This window comes from Levilactobacillus suantsaiihabitans, from assembly GCF_004745505.1.
Lineage (GTDB): Bacteria > Bacillota > Bacilli > Lactobacillales > Lactobacillaceae > Levilactobacillus > Levilactobacillus suantsaiihabitans.
In genome coordinates this window covers 37,834-56,563 of record NZ_RKLX01000008.1, presented here as the reverse complement: position 1 = coordinate 56,563, position 18,730 = coordinate 37,834, and the positions used below count along the sequence as shown (strand labels likewise).

17 protein-coding genes are annotated in these 18,730 nt (G+C 53.8%); 2 read left to right on the top strand and 15 right to left on the bottom strand.

Annotated features, from left to right (window positions below):
- Window positions 1-38 precede the first annotated feature (38 nt).
- Window positions 39-2,012 carry a DNA topoisomerase IV subunit B gene (gene parE, locus EGT51_RS06050; protein ID WP_135367864.1) on the bottom strand — a complete coding sequence of 658 codons (1,974 nt, stop codon included), beginning with the start codon at window positions 2,010-2,012 and terminating at the stop codon, window positions 39-41.
- A gap of 280 nt (window positions 2,013-2,292) precedes the next feature.
- On the opposite strand from parE, the gene plsY reads away from it, so the two are divergent.
- Complete coding sequence (gene plsY / locus EGT51_RS06045) at window positions 2,293-2,919, top strand: glycerol-3-phosphate 1-O-acyltransferase PlsY (RefSeq protein WP_135367863.1); 627 nt, start codon at window positions 2,293-2,295, stop codon at window positions 2,917-2,919.
- A 453-nt stretch (window positions 2,920-3,372) separates the two neighbouring features.
- On the opposite strand, the gene EGT51_RS06040 is transcribed toward plsY, so the two are convergent.
- The 12 genes from EGT51_RS06040 to EGT51_RS05985 form a co-directional block, all read right to left on the bottom strand.
- Complete coding sequence (locus EGT51_RS06040) at window positions 3,373-4,248, bottom strand: aldose 1-epimerase family protein (protein WP_135367862.1); 876 nt, start codon at window positions 4,246-4,248, stop codon at window positions 3,373-3,375.
- A gap of 127 nt (window positions 4,249-4,375) precedes the next feature.
- Window positions 4,376-5,788, bottom strand: coding sequence for an ATP-dependent protease ATPase subunit HslU (hslU, locus tag EGT51_RS06035; RefSeq protein WP_135367861.1), 1,413 nt, complete (start codon window positions 5,786-5,788; stop codon window positions 4,376-4,378).
- A 17-nt stretch (window positions 5,789-5,805) separates the two neighbouring features.
- Complete coding sequence (gene hslV / locus EGT51_RS06030; RefSeq protein ID WP_125576865.1) at window positions 5,806-6,348, bottom strand: HslVU peptidase proteolytic subunit; 543 nt, start codon at window positions 6,346-6,348, stop codon at window positions 5,806-5,808.
- Between the two features lie 14 nt (window positions 6,349-6,362).
- Window positions 6,363-7,295 carry a tyrosine recombinase XerC gene (xerC, locus tag EGT51_RS06025; RefSeq protein ID WP_135367860.1) on the bottom strand — a complete coding sequence of 311 codons (933 nt, stop codon included), beginning with the start codon at window positions 7,293-7,295 and terminating at the stop codon, window positions 6,363-6,365.
- 223 nt (window positions 7,296-7,518) lie between these two features.
- Window positions 7,519-9,630, bottom strand: a complete 2,112-nt coding sequence (gene topA, locus EGT51_RS06020) for a type I DNA topoisomerase (RefSeq protein WP_135367859.1) — start codon at window positions 9,628-9,630, stop codon at window positions 7,519-7,521.
- A gap of 133 nt (window positions 9,631-9,763) precedes the next feature.
- Entirely contained in the window at window positions 9,764-10,657 is an 894-nt protein-coding gene (gene dprA, locus EGT51_RS06015; RefSeq protein WP_135367858.1) for a DNA-processing protein DprA, read from the bottom strand.
- Between the two features lie 40 nt (window positions 10,658-10,697).
- Window positions 10,698-11,471 carry a ribonuclease HII gene (locus EGT51_RS06010; protein WP_135367857.1) on the bottom strand — a complete coding sequence of 258 codons (774 nt, stop codon included), beginning with the start codon at window positions 11,469-11,471 and terminating at the stop codon, window positions 10,698-10,700.
- The gene (gene ylqF, locus EGT51_RS06005; protein WP_135367856.1) at window positions 11,464-12,327 is read right to left on the bottom strand and encodes a ribosome biogenesis GTPase YlqF; all 864 of its coding nucleotides are present in this window, start codon (window positions 12,325-12,327) and stop codon (window positions 11,464-11,466) included. The genes EGT51_RS06010 and ylqF overlap by 8 nt, the downstream gene beginning before the upstream one ends.
- An 809-nt stretch (window positions 12,328-13,136) precedes the next feature.
- Window positions 13,137-13,358, bottom strand: a complete 222-nt coding sequence (locus EGT51_RS06000; RefSeq protein WP_135367855.1) for a YozE family protein — start codon at window positions 13,356-13,358, stop codon at window positions 13,137-13,139.
- A 10-nt stretch (window positions 13,359-13,368) separates the two neighbouring features.
- Entirely contained in the window at window positions 13,369-13,968 is a 600-nt protein-coding gene (locus tag EGT51_RS05995; RefSeq protein ID WP_135367854.1) for a YpmS family protein, read from the bottom strand.
- Window positions 13,969-13,981: 13 nt separating this feature from the next.
- Window positions 13,982-14,914 carry a GDSL-type esterase/lipase family protein gene (locus EGT51_RS05990; protein WP_135367853.1) on the bottom strand — a complete coding sequence of 311 codons (933 nt, stop codon included), beginning with the start codon at window positions 14,912-14,914 and terminating at the stop codon, window positions 13,982-13,984.
- A gap of 66 nt (window positions 14,915-14,980) precedes the next feature.
- Window positions 14,981-15,832, bottom strand: a complete 852-nt coding sequence (locus tag EGT51_RS05985) for a DegV family protein (RefSeq protein ID WP_135367852.1) — start codon at window positions 15,830-15,832, stop codon at window positions 14,981-14,983.
- Window positions 15,833-16,074: 242 nt separating this feature from the next.
- Between EGT51_RS05985 and trhA the strand changes: the two genes are divergently transcribed.
- Window positions 16,075-16,716 (top strand): PAQR family membrane homeostasis protein TrhA, encoded by a 642-nt coding sequence (gene trhA / locus EGT51_RS05980; RefSeq protein WP_135367851.1) that lies wholly within the window; start codon window positions 16,075-16,077, stop codon window positions 16,714-16,716.
- Window positions 16,717-17,259: 543 nt separating this feature from the next.
- Here the strand turns inward: trhA and EGT51_RS05975 are convergent.
- A complete protein-coding gene (locus tag EGT51_RS05975; RefSeq protein WP_135367850.1) occupies window positions 17,260-17,751 on the bottom strand; it encodes a dihydrofolate reductase in 492 nt (163 codons plus the stop codon).
- 20 nt (window positions 17,752-17,771) lie between these two features.
- Window positions 17,772-18,722 (bottom strand): thymidylate synthase, encoded by a 951-nt coding sequence (locus EGT51_RS05970; RefSeq protein ID WP_135367849.1) that lies wholly within the window; start codon window positions 18,720-18,722, stop codon window positions 17,772-17,774.
- Window positions 18,723-18,730: the final 8 nt, after the last annotated feature.

Below are 18,730 nucleotides of genomic sequence, written 5' to 3'. Positions count from 1 at the left end.
TCCTTCACTCACAAATGTTTACTCCTTTCGCCAGTCTCCTAGTCGTGGGACTCGGAAGCTTTTTCGTTTTCTAACAGGCTGGTATCGTCATCTTCCAGCGTGAACTGGACGTTGTTTTCAATCCATTTCCGCCGCGGTTCGACCTTGTCGCCCATCAGCGTGGTGACCCGGCGTTCCGCCAAAGCGGCGTCGTCGATCTGCACGCGGATCAGCGTCCGGTTATCAGGATCCATGGTCGTGGCCCAGAGTTGTTCCGCGTCCATTTCCCCCAGCCCCTTGAACCGTTGTAAATGGTAGCCGCGGTTCGGGATTTTTTTGGTCTTACGGGTCAATTCGTCGTTGGTCCACGCGTAATCGGTCGTGGCCTTCTTGCCGGTCGTCTTGATTTGATACAGCGGTGGCAGGGCGATGTAGACTCTGCCGGCGTCGATCATCGGCCGCATGTACTTGTAGAAGAAGGTCAACAGTAAGATCTGGATGTGGGCTCCGTCGTCATCGGCATCGGTCATGATGATGATCTTGTCGTAATTGGCGTCTTCGATGTTAAATTCGGCGCCGACCCCGGCCCCAATCGTGTAGATCATGGTACTGATTTCTTCGTTTTTCATGATGTCCGGTAGCTTGGCCTTTTCGGTGTTCAAGACCTTCCCCCGTAATGGCAGGATGGCCTGGAACTTCCGGTTACGGCCCTGCTTGGCGGACCCACCGGCGGAATCCCCTTCGACTAAGAACAGCTCGTTTTTGGCCGAATTCTTGGATTGCGCCGGGGTCAACTTACCGGACAACAGGCGTTCATGTTTCTTGTGACGCTTACCATTACGGCTCTCATCACGGGCCTTACGCGCGGCTTCTCTGGCGGAACGGGCCTGGGTCGATTTCTTGATCAGCATCTTCCCAAAGTCGCCGTTTTCCATCAGGTAATAGCCCAGCTGTTCGCTAATGATGTTATCCACGATGGTCCGGGCTTCTGGCGTTCCCAGTTTTTCCTTGGTCTGGCCTTCGAACTGCAACAGGTTTTCGGGAACCCGCAGCGAAATCACGGCGGACAGCCCTTCACGGACGTCGGTACCTTCCAGGTTCTTGTCGCGTTCCTTTAAGAGGCCGACTTTGCGGGCGTATTCATTAAACGCCTTAGTCCAGCCACTGCGCATGCCGGCTTCGTGGGTCCCACCGTCTTTGGTGCGGACGTTGTTGACGAAGGACAGGAGGTTTTCCGTATAACCGTCGTTGTATTGCGCAGCGACCTCGACTTCGATGCCGTCCTTTTTGCCGTCAAAGTACATGACGTCGCCCAAGGTATCCTTGTCTTCGTTCAAATACCCGACGAATTCCTTGATACCGTCTTCAAAATGGTATTCTTCGGCGCGCTCTTGGCCCTCGCGTTCGTCTGTCAGCGTGATCTTGACACCCTTTAACAGAAATGCGGACTCGCGGAGCCGTTCGGCCAGGGTCCCAAAGTTGTAGACCGTGGTCGTGAAGATGGCGCTATCCGGCTTGAAACTGATGGTCGTCCCGTTGTGGGCCCGGGTATTGCCTAACTTCTTCAGCGTGCCCTGTGGATGGCCACCCTTGGCGAATTTTTCTTGGTAACGAACGCCATCACGGACGATGGTGACCGTTAACGCACTCGACAAGGCGTTGACGACGGACGCCCCCACCCCGTGCAGCCCACCGGACGTCTTGTAACCGCCCTGGCCGAATTTACCCCCGGCATGCAGCACCGTTAGGATAACTTCTGGCGTGGGAATTCCGGACGCGTGCATACCCACCGGCATACCCCGACCGTGATCGACAACGGTAATGCTGTTGTCCTGGTGGATGGTCACGTTGATTTCCTTACCATAGCCGGCTAAGGCTTCATCGACGGCGTTGTCCACGATTTCATAGACCAGGTGGTGCAGGCCGCGGCCATCAGTTGACCCGATATACATACCAGGACGTTTACGAACAGCTTCCAACCCCTCCAGCACTTGGATGGAGGAATCGTCATATTTTGGTTTTGCTTTCGCCATGCGTAAATCCCCTTTACTTTTACGATTTTTAACAGAAAATGTGTTTCTGCAGGATACCCTTATTTTACCGCAAAGCGAACATATGTTCAAATAAACTGTCAAATGCGCTTGGGCTAGGTATCCAGTAACTTCATAATCATACCACAGGAAGCCAAAACCTGGCTAGAATTCTCTAGATAATTGGCGTTCTCGTGAAAACATGCTAAAATATAGACCAGCTTATCTGCGGTGAGCGCCGGTTTGGGGGCTCCCGCTGCGAGAAAGAGCGGAGGAATAACTTGTGAAATTATTTGGTTTACTCATCGTGGCGTACCTGTTAGGGGCGATTCCCAACGGTGTCTGGGTCGGCAAAGCCTTCTTCCAGACGGACATTCGCCAATCGGGGTCCGGCAACATCGGCACGACCAATACGTACCGGGTGTTGGGACCGTACGCGGGAACGGCGGTCATGGTCTTAGACATTGCCAAAGGGTCAGTCGCCACCCTCTTACCCACCCTGTTTCACGTCACCACGATCCTCGGCACCGCAACGCCCCTGTTATTCGGGTTGTTTGCGATTCTGGGGCACACGGTGTCGATCTTCGACCACTTTAAGGGGGGTAAGGCGGTTGCCACGTCAGCGGGGATGCTGCTGGCCTACAACCCGTTGATGTTCGTGATTGCGGCCGGCCTGTGGGTCAGTTTGATCTACTGGACCAGCATGGTCAGCTTAGCCAGCATGATTGCCTTTAGTCTGATCACGTTGATCTCGCTGGCCTTTCAGGATTGGTACTTGACCGGAATCGCCCTGGTCTTGACTATCTTCGTCTTTTACCGCCACCGCAGCAATATTCAGCGGATTCGTGAGGGTACGGAATCTATGGTCCCCTTCGGCCGCGGCTACAAGCGGCGGCAGGCTCAGAAATAGCCCTTATTTTCAAATATAGAGACACCGAAGGCTCTCAATGACAAATCGTCGTTGGGAGCCTTTTTATAAAGAGTGCGCTAAAAGGCGATTAGCTGGCGAGCATTAAGGCTACTAACCGAATAATCCCGATCTTGGATTATTTGGTTAGTAGTTTTAAGCGGAACCAGCTGCCTTTTAGCGCACGTTTCGGCTATTTAAAATCGACGTCCAAGCGCGCGAGCATTAAGGCTGCTAACCGAATAATCCCGGTCTTGGATTATTTGGTTAGTAGTTTTAAGCGGAACCAGCTGCCTCTTAGCGCACGTTTCGGCCATTTAAAGTCAGGTGTCCAAGCACATTTCTGCGACCAAAAACTAGACCAGCGTATTTAATTGACCACCAAGATTGGCGCAACCATCAAATCAGCAGTCAACAACGGTTCCGCCACCGCTGTCCAACAGTCCACATCATCGCCTAGAAGTAAGTAATCTGGTAACTGGCCTGGAAGCTGTCGTGGGCGGCCAGCCGGTGAATGGCCACCTTGGTCTCTAAATCACCGGTAGCTTGCACGTCATCGGCCAAGCCCCACCACGGTTCGAAGCACACGAACGGTGCCTGCTTGGGATACGGCGACCAGATGCCCACGTAAGGTGCCCGGAGCGTTAACGCCACACCATGGTCGTTGACGCCACTGCTGAGCATCAGCGTGGTTTCCTGATTGTCGAGGGTCAAGACCTTGGCGTCGTGATCAAACAAGTCGTGGTCGAGGACCATAGGCTGCGTGAGGTCCATGGGAACACTGTGTTGCGTATCGCTGTAGGGCCCGACTAACGGGACGCGTTGGTAGACCTTCTTGGGTGACACGGTCACTTGGTAGTCGCTAAAGTCGGCGGTTGGGTCTCCCAGCGGCACGTTGAAGCCGGGATGTGCCCCAAACGAAAACGTCAGTGGTGTATCGGCCGGATTGTCGACCGTTGCCGCGAACTGTAGCTGGTGGTCCTTCAAGGTGTAGTGAACGGTCAGGGTGAAGTCAGACGGGAATAACGCCTTGGTCTGGTCATCGGCGGTCAGTTGTAGGGTCGCACTGGTGGTGTCTTGGGCCAGCACCGTGAATTCCCGGTCACGGGCAAACCCGTGTTGGGTCATGTGATAGGTCGTGCCGTTTAGGCGATACTGATTGTCCTGCAGCCGGCCGACGATGGGAAATAGGAGCGGTGCGTGCCGGCCCCAATAGGTCTTGTCCGCCTGCCACATGTATTCCAGGCCGCTGTCGTTGTCCTTTACACTGCTGAGTTCCGCGCCCAACGGATTGATTTGGACGGTGAGATAGTCATTTTTTAACGTTAACATTGCCGTGCCTCCAACTTTTTCAGAAATTCTGGGTCGGACAACCCGTAAGTTGTCTAGGCCATTTCTTCTATCATACCCTAAATCGCCAAAAAGGACCAAGACAAATCGTCTTGGCCCTGCGAATCGTTTAGAGGATGTAGCGGGATAAGTCCTTGTTTTGGACGATATCGCCGATCTTATCGTTGACGTAGTTTTCCGTGATAGTCACATCGCCGGAACCCATGTCTGGTCCTTCGTACAGCAGGTCTTCCAGCAGTTTTTCTAGAACGGTCTGCAGCCGGCGGGCACCAATGTTTTGGTTCTCGTGGTTCAGTTCAAAGGCCAATTCGGCAATGCGTTCAATGGCCTCCATGGTGAAGGTTACCTTGACGTTGTCGGTGCCAATCAAGGCGATGTATTGCTTGATCAAGGCGTTGTTCGGTTCGGTTAAGATCCGCACGAAGTCTTCCTTGCTTAGGTCGTTTAATTCGACCCGAATCGGGAAACGCCCTTGCAGTTCGGCAATCAGGTCGCTGGGCTTGGATTCCGCGAAGGCACCGGCCGCGATGAAGAGGATGTGGTCAGTGTTGATCGACCCGTATTTGGTCTTGACCTGGGTCCCTTCAACGATCGGCAAGATGTCGCGTTGAACCCCTTCACGGGAAACGTCGCCGCTGTTTTGGCTACTGCCCTTGGCGATTTTGTCGATTTCATCCAAGAAGATGATCCCGGTGTTTTCGGCCCGTTGGATGGCATCATGGTTGATATCGGCATTGTTGACCAGCTTTTCGGATTCTTCGTTGACCAGGATCTCGCGTGCTTCGGCCACGGTCACGGTCCGCTTGATGCGCTTCTTAGGCATGATGGCGCCTAACGTATCGCTCAAGTCGATGCCCATTTGGCCCATCATATTGTTGTCGGTGGCGTTGGCTTGTTGCGGATCATCCATCTCGATTTCAACGGTATGATTTTCCAGCAGGCCCTTGTCCAGTTGTTCGGCGATGGAGAGGCGTTCGTTGCGCACGTCGTCGGTGACTTCTTCGGTCTCGCTCGGGGCGGTCGGCGTCTGGCCATTTTGCATCTGGGTAAACATGTTCATCATGTTGGCGAAGTCGTTGTTGTTCTTGTTTTCTTTCTTCTTCGCTGGGGCCAACAGCTTGACTAAGCGCTTGTTGGCAGCTTGGATGGCGTCGTTACGGACGTTTTTAAATTGGTCTTGCTTTTCCATTGTGACGGAAACTTCGACCAGGTCACGCACCATGGATTCCACGTCGCGGCCAACGTAACCGACTTCGGTGAACTTGCTGGCTTCGACCTTGGTGAACGGTGCGTGAACGATTTTGGCTAACCGGCGGGCAATTTCCGTTTTCCCGACCCCGGTCGGTCCAATCATCAGCATGTTCTTCGGTGAGATTTCTTCTTGCATCGCCGCGTCCAGTTGCATGCGGCGGTAACGGTTGCGCAGGGCAATCGCGATGGCTTTTTTAGCTTCGTCTTGGCCAATGACGTATTGGTTCAATAGGCCGACGATTTCTTTAGGCGTTTTGTTAATGGCGTCCATAGGATTCCTCCGTTCGATTAAAGTTCTTCTGAAATGACGTTTTCGTTGGTAAAGATGTCGATGCCCCCCGCAATGTGGATGGCACTTTCGGCGATTTCCTTGGCGCTCATGTCCTTGGCGTGGTGGTGCAAGGCCGTGGCGGCGGCCAGGGCAAAGTTCCCACCAGAACCGATGGCTAAGATGTCATCGTCAGGGGCGATAACTTCACCGGACCCGGAGACCAACAGCATTTCGTCCTTGTCCATGACGATCAGTAAGGCTTCGAGTTTTTGCAAAGCTTGGTCGGAACGCCACTGCTTGGCCAACTCGACGGCTGCCCGTTGCAGGTTGCCACTGTATTCATTAAGTTGGGCTTCGAATTTTTCTTCCAAATTAAAGGCGTCGGCCACACTACCGGCAAAGCCGACAACGACCTGATTGTTGTAGATCCGCCGAATCTTGTGGGCGGTTCCCTTCATGATAACTTTTTCGCCCATTGTGACTTGTCCGTCACCGGCCATTGCGTTATGACCGTTGTGCCGAACCGCACAGATGGTGGTTGCTTCAAATTTTACTGGCATTAGTTAATCGCTCCTTATGATTGTGTCGAATGATCGTGATCTTCAGTGGCCCGCGGGAAGAACTGGCGATAATCGCGTTGCAGGTGTTCGCGCGTCACGTGGGTATAAATCTGCGTGGTCGACAGGCTACTGTGGCCCAGTAATTCCTGAACCGACCGCAAGTCCGCCCCGTTATTGAGCAGATGGGTGGCAAACGTGTGCCGCAGCATGTGGGGATGAATATCCGTGGTCAACGTGCTGCGCTTGATGATCTGATTCAACAGGTAGGTCACCCCTGCCGCGGTTATTTGGCCGCCATGCGCATTGATGAAGACAAAGGCGTGTTGCTGGTGGTATTGGGCCATCAACGGCGTTCGTGCGGCGGTGAAATACTGCTGCAAGGCGTCAGTGGCGTAATGGCCAAACGGCACGTAGCGCTCCTTGTTACCCTTCCCGTGAATCAGCATGATGCGGTTGTCAAAGTCGATATCGGGCAACGTCAAATTAACGCACTCACTGACCCGAATTCCGGTCCCGTACAGGATCTCTAAGATGGCCGAATCCCGCGTGGCCAATTGGTCATTGGGATTGGCCGCCGCAGCCGCAAACAACGCGGTCATTTCCCGCTCGTAGAAGAAACGCGGCAGATGATTTTGGTGGTGCTTGAGCTGCACGTAGGCAAACGGATCGTCTTGGGCTTGGCCGTTGCTCATCAAAAAGCTGTAGAACGAGCGTAACGTGGAGAGCTTCCGAGCAATCGTGGTCCGCGCGTAGTGGTGATCATAGAGGTTGCTAAGATAGACTTCAACGTCCAGTTGATCAATCTGCGTCCAGGGCTTCACACCCCCGTTATCGCGCAGAAACTGGCTGAATTCGGTCAAGTCTTCCTGATAGGCCTTGACGGTTTCGGGTGAGTATTGCCGCTCCCCTTGCAGGTACGTGATGAATTGTTCGACTGCTGAAGCCACGGCTGACACCTCCTGTACGTGTTAATGCTAGCAAACGCGCTTGAAAAACTCAACTAACTCATCAAAAAATCCGGATTGCGACCTAGCCCCGCCAGTGGTGATGGCGCGGATGCCGGGGTTGTCTCGCAGTTATTTAGGGGTAACGCACAAAAGGCCTGGGAAAACTTCCCAAGCCCTTTGTGCGTTACTATTACATCGCTGAAGCGTGTGCCATAAATTAGCCTTACTTTTGTGGTGCTTCCTCGTAGTCGCCGTTTGGGCAGACGATTTGCACGCCGCCACGAATCTTCTTGGCCACCAGGTAATGACCATCCTTCGGGCAATCGCGACCAACTGGCTTGTCCCAAGAGACAAAGTCACAGTCAGGGTAGCGCGAACACCCGTAGAAGATCCGGTTCTTCTTGGACTTGCGTTCGATGACCTCACCTTGGTGACAAACCGGGCAGGTCACGCCGATTTCCTTGACGATTGGCTTAGTGTTGCGGCAATCTGGGAATCGCGAGCAGGCGTAGAACTTGCCGTAACGGCCCATTTTGATGACCATGGGCGCCCCACAGATGTCACAGTCAAAGCCGGCTGGTTCATCGCGGATCTGGATTTTTTCGATGGCGTCTTCGGCGTGGGCCACTTCCGTTGAGAATGGCTTGTAGAAAGTGTCGATGACCTTGACCCAGTCCTGCTTACCTTCTTCGATGCCATCCAGTTCGTGTTCCAGGTCGGCCGTAAAGTCGACGTTGACCACGTCCGGGAAATACTCGTTGATGATGCCATCGACGATTTCGCCCAGTTCAGTGGGTTCAAACCGCCGGCCGACCAACTTGACGTAGTAGCGCCGTTGAATCGTATCCAACGTTGGGGCATAGGTCGATGGCCGACCGACGCCGTTTTCTTCCAACGCCTTGATCAAGTTAGCTTCGGAATACCGTGCAGGCGGCTGGGTAAAGTGTTGGGCCGGATCGGTTTTAGCCAAGTTGACTTGGTCGCCGATTTCAAGGTCTGGCAACAGATTATCCTTTTCTTTGTTGTCGCTGTAGATCTTCAAGAACCCGTCGAACTTCATCTTAGACCCGTTGGCCCGGAACGTGACGCCATTTTGTTCCAGGGTGACAGCCATGGTATCCATCACGGCATTGGTCATTTGACTGGCCACGAACCGATTCCAGATCAACTGGTATAACCGGAATTGGTCACGGTTCAACCGGTCCTTTAGGCTCGCTGGCGTCCGGAAGACGGAGGTTGGCCGGATGGCTTCGTGGGCGTCTTGCGCTCCTTCTGGCAGCTTACCTTTGATTGGCTTGGTAGCGGCGTATTCGGCGCCGTACTTTTCGTGCAGGAACGTCGAGGCCTCGTGTTTAGCAATGCTTGAGATCCGCGTGGAGTCGGTCCGCATATAGGTGATTAATCCCTGCGTGCCTTCCTTGCCCAGGTTGATCCCTTCGTAGAGCTGTTGGGCGGCCATCATGGTCTTACGCGTCCGGAAATTCAACTTCCGGTTGGCGTCTTGTTGCATGGAGCTGGTGGTAAATGGCGGTTGCGGTGACCGCTTCCGTTCCTTACGCACCACGTTGGTGATGTCAAATGCCCCCTTGCGGTCTAACTTGCCCAAGACGTCTTGTACGGCGGCGTTGTCTTTCAAACCGGCCTTCTTACCATTGAGGCCATAGAAGCTGGCCTTAAAGGCGTGCCGGGCCTTCTTGAATTCGGCGTCGATCGTCCAGTATTCTTCGGGGATGAAGGCCTTGATCTCCTTTTCCCGTTGAATGATCAGTGACAAGGCGATGGATTGAACCCGCCCTGCACTGAGACCCTTCTTGACCTTTTTCCACAGCAATGGGGAGATGGAATACCCCACTAACCGGTCTAAGATCCGCCGGGCCTGTTGGGCGTTGACCAGATCCATGTCGATGGACCGTGGTGTCTTAAAGGCTTCCTTGACCGCGTCTTTGGTGATTTCGTTAAAGGTGACCCGGTTCTTGTCGTTCACGTCCAAGTTTAAGACGTGGGCCAAATGCCAGGCGATGGATTCGCCTTCCCGGTCGGGGTCAGAGGCCAGATAGACGGCCTTGGCCTTCTTGGCTTCGGACCGCAAGCCCTTGATAACGTCACCCTTACCGCGAATCGAGATGTAGTGTGGATCGTAATGGTTTTCCGTGTCGACCCCCATCGAACTCTTCGGTAGATCCCGCACGTGCCCTAAACTCGGCATGACCTTGTAGGTGCGGCCTAAATATTTTTCAATTGTCTTGGCTTTCGCAGGTGATTCTACGATAACCAACTTTTTTTGCGTTTTCCGCCGCTTTTTGGCTGGCGCTTTCGCTTTTGCTTTCGTCGGCAACTCACATTACTCCCTCATGTGGTGGCTCACCAGGCCCGGTCTTGCGGGTGCTCTGGCGGCCATCGATTTATTTTTACGACGAACACGTAGTTCGCTAATTTTTTCACTATAATCTCCCACATCTTATTTCAACTTAGGGCAGCTTGTCAACTAAAACTTCTTCTATTATATGTTCCGGCTGCAAGATCGGTTTGGCGCCGGCAAGGATCAATTCGTTGGTACCAACCGAGTTTGGACTGTCGACTCGTCCCGGAATTGCTAAAACATTACGATTTTCTTGCAGAGCGATGTTGGCGGTGATCAGACTGCCCGAATGGTGAGCGGCCTCAACCACTAAGGTACTGTTGGACAGTCCGGCGATGATGCGGTTGCGCTCGGGAAAATGGTGACGTGCGCCGCTGGTCCCCCACGGGTATTCGGATAAGACCAAATGGTTTTGGGTCAGCTCGTCCATGAGGTCGCGGTTGGCCGCGGGATAGCAGTGATCCAGGCCGGTGCCGATCACGGCAATTGTCGGTCCACGGTAGGCCAAGGCCACCTGGTGCGCCAGCGTGTCGACGCCCTGGGCCAAGCCCGAGACGATGCCAATGTGCTGCTGGACCACCCGCGGCAACAACAAGCGCATGGCGTGGAGGGCGTAGGCACTGGGGTTACGCGACCCCACCACCGCCAATAACGGTCGCTGCAACAAGCGCAGGTCCCCGCGGAAAAATAACGCCACGGGCGGTGCGTAGGTTTCCTTTAACGCCACTGGATAGGCCGCGTCGGCGATGGTCAAGCACCCGCTATGGGTCAAATTTGTCGTCAGTCTGGCGGTCACAGCGGCGGTGAACAGCTGGTCTAGCAGTAAGGCCGCCCGTTTGTCGGGGATGGCCATGTCTTGGCAGAGTTGCGTCAAAATGGCCGGGGTGACGTTGGTTAGTTCAGTGTGCTGAGATACCCAGTGCCAGCAGGCCGTGGTGGTCTTCAGGCCAATGCCCGAGAGAAGTGGTAAACGCATGAAAAAATCACGAAGTGTCAGTTGCAAGATTGCAACCTCCTTTGCCCTTTTAGGGTCAACTCCGTGATTAAGCGTTGATTATTTTTTGGACCGGCGAAAAAGTTTGGCGGTGAATCGGGGTGACCCCCCTGTCGGCCAAGCCAGCCAGGTGTTCGGCCGTCCCGTACCCGGCATTTTGGGCAAAGCCGTAGCCCGGATACAGCTCGTCATAGGTCGCCATCAAATGGTCGCGGTAGACCTTGGCCACGATGCTGGCCGCGGCGACACTAGCGGATTTGGCATCGCCCTTGATCAGACGGGTCTGCGGCAGGTCGACGGGAATTTGCATGGCGTCGACGATCAAATGTTGCGGGGCGACACCTAGCCCCAGGACCGCGCGCTGCATGGCGACCCGGGTGGCCTGATAAATGTTGATCTGATCGATCAGTTGCGGACTGCCGATTCCGACGCTAACGGCGGTGGCCTGGGCTAAGATCAACGGGTACAAGCGCTCGCGTTCCTTGGGGGTCAACTGCTTGGAGTCGTTGACTAAGGGGATGTCAAAGGTTTCGGGCAAGATGACCGCACTGGTGACGACTGGTCCGGCCAGGGGTCCGCGTCCCACCTCATCGATGCCCGCCACGAGCTGGCCGCGCTGCCAGAGTGCTCGTTCGTAGTGTAAGCGCTGTTGAAAGGCCCTTTCTGCCGCTTCAGCCTTCGCTAGCCGCCGTTTGATCTGGGTCAGGAGTAATTGGGCCCCTTTCCGCGAATCGGCGGCTAAAAGCGCTAAACGGGGGTCGTCGACACTGGTCACATCCGCCAGGTCGGTCTTCAACTGTGCCAGGCTGGGCGCCTTAGTCATGGTCGCTCGCCTCGGTGTGGGGCGCACGGTCCAGCGTGAAGCCGCCCATCTTCTTGCGCCGGGCGTCTAAGATGATCCGTTCACTGGCCCGTTCATAGTCGTCACGCATGCCGATCTTTTGGGTGATCTTGAGTAAGAGATCCACGTCACTAAGGTCTAAGTCCGCGTCGGCCAAATGGTAGCGGTCTAACAAGGCGTCGCGGTGGTATTGCCGGAAAAAGTTCAAGGAAAATAAGGCGACGTCATCGCTGGCGTAGAGCTTTTCTTTGATAGCCCCCGTCAGTGCCAATTTTTGCGCCGTTTCCTGGTCCTTGAACTTGGGCCATAAAATACCGGGCGTGTCGAGCAATTCCAAATGCTTGCTGGACCGTAGCCACTGTTGGCCCTTGGTCACGCCGGGGGTATCGCCGACTTGGGCGGCCTTGCGTTGGACCAGGTGATTTAGCAGCGTGGATTTGCCCACGTTGGGCACGCCGACCGTCATGGCACGCATCGGCCGTTCCTTGAGCCCCTTAGCCTTTTCGGCAGCTAACTTATCGGCCAAAATGCCCATGGCGATCTTGGTGATCTGCTTGGGGGTGACGTTGGCTCGCGAGTCGATGGCGATGGCTGGTTGTTGCTGGGAGCGGTAATAGGTCAACCAAGCGGCCGTCTGTTGCGGGTCGGCCAGGTCTTTTTTGGTCATGATGATCAAATGCGGCTTGTCCTTAGCAATCCGCTTGACCTCGGGATTACGGGATGCTGCGGGAATCCGCGCATCAACTAATTCAAAAACAATATCGACCAGGTGGATGTTTTCTTCCATCTGACGAATGGCCTTGGCCATATGGCCTGGGAACCACTGGATAACTGACATAGTGTTCTTCTCCTTTTATTCGCTAACGGCGCTGGGTGACAGCGTCTACCGATTAGTTTAAATAATGAGTGGCTGATTTGAAGGTTGAGCCTAAAATTGGTGAAACCAGGCGCCTGCGTCAGGCTAGGGTGGGGCCTACTCTGAGGAACGGCTCCAGCCTGAGGGGCGGTCTTCCGGTTCGCTGGCTACGCCCTGGCTGCCTCCGTCAATGTAGCTGCTATCTGGCGCTAAGACGACTGTTACTGGTAAGCACTATCGTATTGTGAGGCTGAAAACGCCCATTTTTGACGCCACTAGTCGCATGATAACAATCGTTCTAGCTGATTTTCGTCTTTCAACCTTCAGTTATTGACTGACGCATTCCATTCTACCATGTTCTGCTGGGATTTAGGGAGCTGGTTTAGGTGATTTCTTTTATTGACTCAGCTGCCTAATGTTTCGGCGCATTAGTTAAACTTTGCCAATAATGCTTAATCCGTAAAAAGCAATCCGATCAATTCTTTTTGGTCATTCGCTGCCAATCTTTAAAAGAGAGCGTCTTAACATGACCGCTTTTTAATTGATCGATTGACTTATCCAGTGCCTTACGATTTTCAACCGAATCTAGGATGTAGCGTGTTTCCTTCGAAGAGTGAGATTCATTTTTTGACGCCATAGAAATACCCCCTTTTTTATTGAAGCATAACACATAACATGCGTAATAGCGTACATGATGAAAACTTGGCGCCTAACCACATAAAATTGGGACCAGTCGGCTCTTAAAAATCAAAACAGGCACCAGCAGCGCAACGCCGCGGTCCCTGTTTTCGTTAGGCCAATGAGGCCAGATACAATTGCCACGCGTCGTCAAAAATCGTCATGGACGGTAAATACGGCGCGTTTTCTTCCAAGTATTTCGACAGCGGATCAAAGGCTGTCTCCTGCTTAGGAAAGGCGCTGTCCAGAAAGGCGTTGTTGGCGAAGGTCGCCACCGGGTCGTAGCTTTCTGGATTGCGTTGGGTCATTAAAAATTGATAAAACGTTTTGGGCATTCGTTGCCTCCTAGTTCTTGGGAATCCGGGCCTGGAAAACGAACTTGCCAGCGCCGGATAAATCGATCTTCTTGGCCGCAAAGGACAGCTTCTTGCCGTTGCCGATGGCGGTCAAATGTAACGTGATGGTCTCTTGCTTGGTGTCCATCGCGACCCAATTGGGCAGCGGATAGTTCTTGGCGATGTAGCTCATCACAAAGCTAATCGGCACGGGTAAGGCCCCCACGGATAGCTTTTCCGCCTTCAATTGGACGTCTCCTGAGGATAACACGGTTGGCTTCAAGAGTAAAACGAAGTTCACGTTGGCGCCTAAAACTTTGGTCGATCCAGAGATCAAGGCGTGATCGGTGACCTGGAAGCGATACTTGACCGCGGAATTTTGCAGGGACTTATTCACGTAGTAGTCGGCCAGCGCGTTGACCTGTTTCTTATTCAGGCTAACGTTAATATTGGTGGTATTTTTGGTCACCTTGGCCGTGGCCGGAACCTGCGTGGGCATCAAGGCCTTGACCCCGACGGTAACGGTCGTGACCAGTAAGACGGCCACGAGCGCGATGAACCCCCATTTCCACCAATTACGGGTGGGCTTTGGGGCTGAATGACGTTGCATAGTTTGTTCCTCCTTATTTCAGTAACCACTGCTGCTGATGAGCTTGCATTTGCTTAAAAGCGTAGCGGGTCATCAACCGGTAGCCCTTGGCGTTCGGGTGGAAATGGTCGGCCGGTGACAAGTAGTCGTTCAACTCGTCACTGGCGTTGCTGGCCAAAATCAACTCCTGTAAGCTCGCGCTGGAAATCTTGCCATCGTTAGACTTCTGGGCGTTACGTTTGAGTTGCGCCTGCTGGGTGACAGATTTGTACTGCCCGTCAGACAACGCCTGGTTGATGTCGATCATGTAAATGTGTTTGAAACCCGTCGCGGTCTGCTTGGTCGCTTGATTCCAATCGTCGACAGCCGTAGTGATCTGGTCCAGGTTGGCAAAGTACACGTACACGGGATTGTAAATGCTGTAGAGAAAAATCGGCGCGGTTGGATTGTACTGCCGAATCGTTTGGATCAGGTGCTTGAGCTTTTGTTGGTAAGCGGTCTGGGCCGTGTCCAACTGGCGGTCCAGCTTGGTTTGTTGGTTGATGGTCACGTTCTTGGTCAATGTCTGGAGTAAATCGTTTCCCCCGACCGTTAGCGTGATGGCCTGGGCGCGTTTGACCTGGGCCTGTTGCGTCTTACTGTCGACCAGTCGTTGTTCGATCTGATCACTCCGGTCGCCAGATTTACCAAAATTGTGCATGATGACCTTCACGTGGTCGCGCCGGTGAATCGTATTTTTGAGCCGTCCCGTGTAGCCTCCCAGCTTGGTCTTTTGGGGATCACCGACCCCTTCGGTCAGCGAATCGCCCAGCGCCACGAGCCGCACGGTAGAACGCCGATTGCTCGGCATTTCCTTGGTCGTCAGCGTGGTGCGCGCGCCCGGATGCCAGTAGGTCAACGCCGCCAGCACAATCAGCACGAGAAGTAAGGTCACCCCAATAATCTTACTGATATTCTTAAATTTCATTCTAAAAGTCCCCCTCGGGATAAAGAAAAAGCGGTGGCGTGCGGCCACCTCTTCCTCAATGAGCAATTATTTGGTTGGGTCTGTGTAGTACATCAAGGCAAATGCCCCTGGACCCCCATGTGTCGCAATGATTGGCACCGTTTCTCGAACCAAGACATCTTGGCCCGGCAAGAGTTCCTTGAGATGATTTTGAATCTTATCAACGGATTCAAACGCCTCCACGTGGGAGATGCCAATAGCTTTGATGTTCGGCGTCTGCTTGATCTGGTCGTAAACCTTGTCAAAGTAGCGGTCGATGGTCTTCATACCGCGACCCTTAGCCCGAATCTTCAGTTCGCCACCGGTGACCTGTAAGACGATCTTGATGTTTAATAAGGACGTCAACATGCCCGCCGCGCGGCTCAACCGGCCACCCTTTAAGATGTTTTCCAAGGTCACGATGCCCATGAACAGCTTGGTGTGGTCGCGCACGGCCTCGGCCCGCTTCAAGATAGCGTCTTTGTCGGCACCTTCCGCAGCCAATTTGGCGGCTTCGATGACTTGGAAAGCCAAGGCTTGGTCGGTGTATTGACTGTCCACGACCGTGACGTCGGTCTTCGACAGTTGGGCTGCTTGTTCGGCCGTGTGGACCGTGCCACTGATGGCGGCCAACATATTGAAGCAAATCACGCTACTGCCGTCTTCGCCCAACTTGTCAAAGGTCTCCACAAACTTGCCCAGTGGTGGCTGACTCGTCTTCGGCAAGGACTTCGCCGTTTTCATTTTATCAATAAATTCTTCATTCGTGATGGATTCCCGTTCAACGTAAATCGTGTCATCAATCATGACCGTTAACGGGATAATGGTGATGTCATAATCCTGAATCTGCTGCTCGGTAAGGCCGGCAGATGAATCCGTGACAATCTTAATTTTCGCCATGGGTATCCCACTCTTTCTGACCAGAAATTTTGGTTTATGCTGCAAGTTACGTAATGAAACATACGGTAATAGTATAGCAGAATTACCGACATTTTTCAGTAAATGTTGTTGAAGTCGCCGGGGCTTTTAAAGAAAACTAAACTTGCGGTCGCCCAGACCCACGACGATCGCCGGCAATCGCCACTTGCGACAGGTTGTGCCAACGTGTTACGCTAACTAAAAAGGCGAAGGAGAAATGCTGTGTGATAAACCAACAAAGCCACACCTATCAAATCGTTAACGAGGTACTCAATGCGGTCACCCACGGAATCGGCGCCGCCTTGAGCATTGCTGGATTGGTGATCTTACTCTTACAGGCCCACGCTAAGGGCGGGGCACTGCGGATGACCACCTTTGCCATTTACGGCGCCATTTTAGTGCTCTTTTACTTGGCGTCGACCCTCTTCCATAGTTTGTACTTTACCCGCGGACGCCACGTATTTCAAATATTTGACCATTGTGCCATTTATTTATTGATCGCGGGCACCTATACGCCCTTCAGTCTCTTAGTCGTCGGCGGGGCGCTAGGTTGGACTATGTTTGGCATCATCTGGGCCATGGCCGTGTGTGGTATCATCTACAAGGCCATCTGGCTGGGTAAAATGCAAAAGCTATCCACCATCATCTACGTGATGATGGGCTGGATGTGTTTGATGGGCATCAAGCCGCTGTACGCGGGCCTGGGCCCCATTGGTTTTGCCCTCCTGTTCTTCGGCGGCGTCGCCTTCACCGTCGGCGCTGTCATTTACAGTTTCAAGGGCGTGCCGTTTGGTCACGTCATCTGGCACCTCTTCGTCATGCTTGGCACCGGTCTGATGTACTTCGCCATCTTGTTTTACGCTTAACCTTTACCTAGTCCGCCGCCTCCAGTTCGCCAAATATGGGACTGGAACGCGGCGGGCGGACGGGGCGAGCCAAAGCCCGGTCTCGCCGCCTCGCTTTGAGCCGAAACCCACGTCTCAAAGACGCCAGTTCCCTAAGCGGCAAGAATCACCGCTAAGGGAACTCCCACGGCTGATCCCATATTTGGCGAACTTCCGGCTACGCTAGCGCTCTGTGTCAACAACGAATATTCCCACAACTAACCAACCGCAAATTAAACGGCGTCACAATCCCGACTATGATGGGATTGTGACGCCGTTTTATTGTCTGCAAAGCTGCAGTTCCTCGCCAACCTTCCGGAGACAGTTAAGGGTGGAGCCAGCTGTGTCGACCCAGTTAGCTGGCGTTGTTTGCCAGGTTACTGGGTGGGGCGACTTGAGAGACTCGTGGTTTTTACGAGGCTTTCAAGCGAATCGGAAGCCCACTTGGGGGCTGGAGATGTCCCCCATAGCAGGCGGAACCCTTAACTGGCGCAGGTACTGGTTTGTCCAGTTTAAGGGGCAACTTTACAGACGTTGGTATTGTTCGAACGTGAAGTCGTACGGATTCTTCTCGTTGCGCACGCCCGGTTGCCGGTCGATCAGTTGGAACTTGCTGTAATCGATGGCTGGCATCCAGGTGTCGCCGTCAAACCCGGCTTCGATATTGGTGCGGTACAGGTAATCGACGTCATCGATCAGGCCGGCAAAGATCTGTGCGCCACCGATGACGAAGATCTTTTCGGTCGGCCGTTCAGCGGCGTAGGCCCGTACGGCGTCCAATGAGTTCAAGACGATGGCTTCGGCAGGAAAATCACTCGCGGGCCGGTGGCTGACGATGACGTTGGTCCGGTTGGGCAGTAGCCCGGGGAAGGACGCAAACGTCTTGGCGCCGGTCACGATGGTATTTCCCATGGTGACGGTCTTGAAGTAGTGCATGTCGGCTGGCAGATGCCAGGGCAATTGGCCGCGAAAGCCAATGACGTGGCCTTGGCTCTCCGCCCAGAGAAAAATTAACATGGCGAGGTCTCCTCTCTTATTTACACGGCAACGGGGGCCTTGATGGCCGGTTCCGGGTCGTAGCCCGTGACCTTGATGTCGTGCATGTCGTAGTCAAAGATGCTGGATTTTTCCGGATTCAACCACAGCTGCGGTGCGGCATGTGGCGTCCGGGCCAGCTGCGTCTTGACCTGGGTGATGTGGTTCTTATAAATGTGCGCGTCGCCCAGCGTATGCACGAAGTCGCCCACTTCCAGGCCGACTTCTTTGGCAATCAGCGACGTTAACAACGCGTAACTGGCGATGTTGAACGGCACGCCCAAGAAAATGTCCCCGCTGCGTTGGTACAGCTGACAACTCAGCTTGCCGTCGTTGACGTAGAACTGATACAACGTGTGACACGGTGGCAAGGCCATAGATGGCACGTCGGCGGGATTCCACGCCGACACGATCATCCGCCGGGAATCCGGATGGGTCCGCAGCGTGTCGATGACGTTGGCCAACTGGTCAATTGTCTCGCCGTTGTGCCCCTGCCAAGCGCGCCACTGACTGCCGTAGACCAGGCCCAGGTCACCGTAATGTTCGGCAAATGCCTGGTCGTTGATGATCTTGTCGCAGAATGCGGCCTTTTCTGCCTGGTACTGCTGGTTAAAATCAGCATCGACCAGTGAGCGCCGGCCGAAGTCGGTCATGTCCGGGCCGTGGTAGTCGGGGCTATCCACGTACCGCTGGAAGGCCCATTCGTCCCAAATGTGGTTGTGGTGTTGCAGGAGAAACCGAATATTCGTGTCCCCCCGTAAGAACCACAACAGTTCGGACTTGATCAGGCCAAAGGGCACCTTCTTCGTGGTCAACAGTGGGAAGCCCTCCTGTAGGTTAAACCGCATTTGGTAGCCAAATAAGCTGATGGTGCCCGTGCCGGTCCGATCCGTTTTCTCGTGGCCGTCCGTCAACACGGTCTTTGCTAAATTCAAATAAGCCTCTTCTAACACGCCATTGC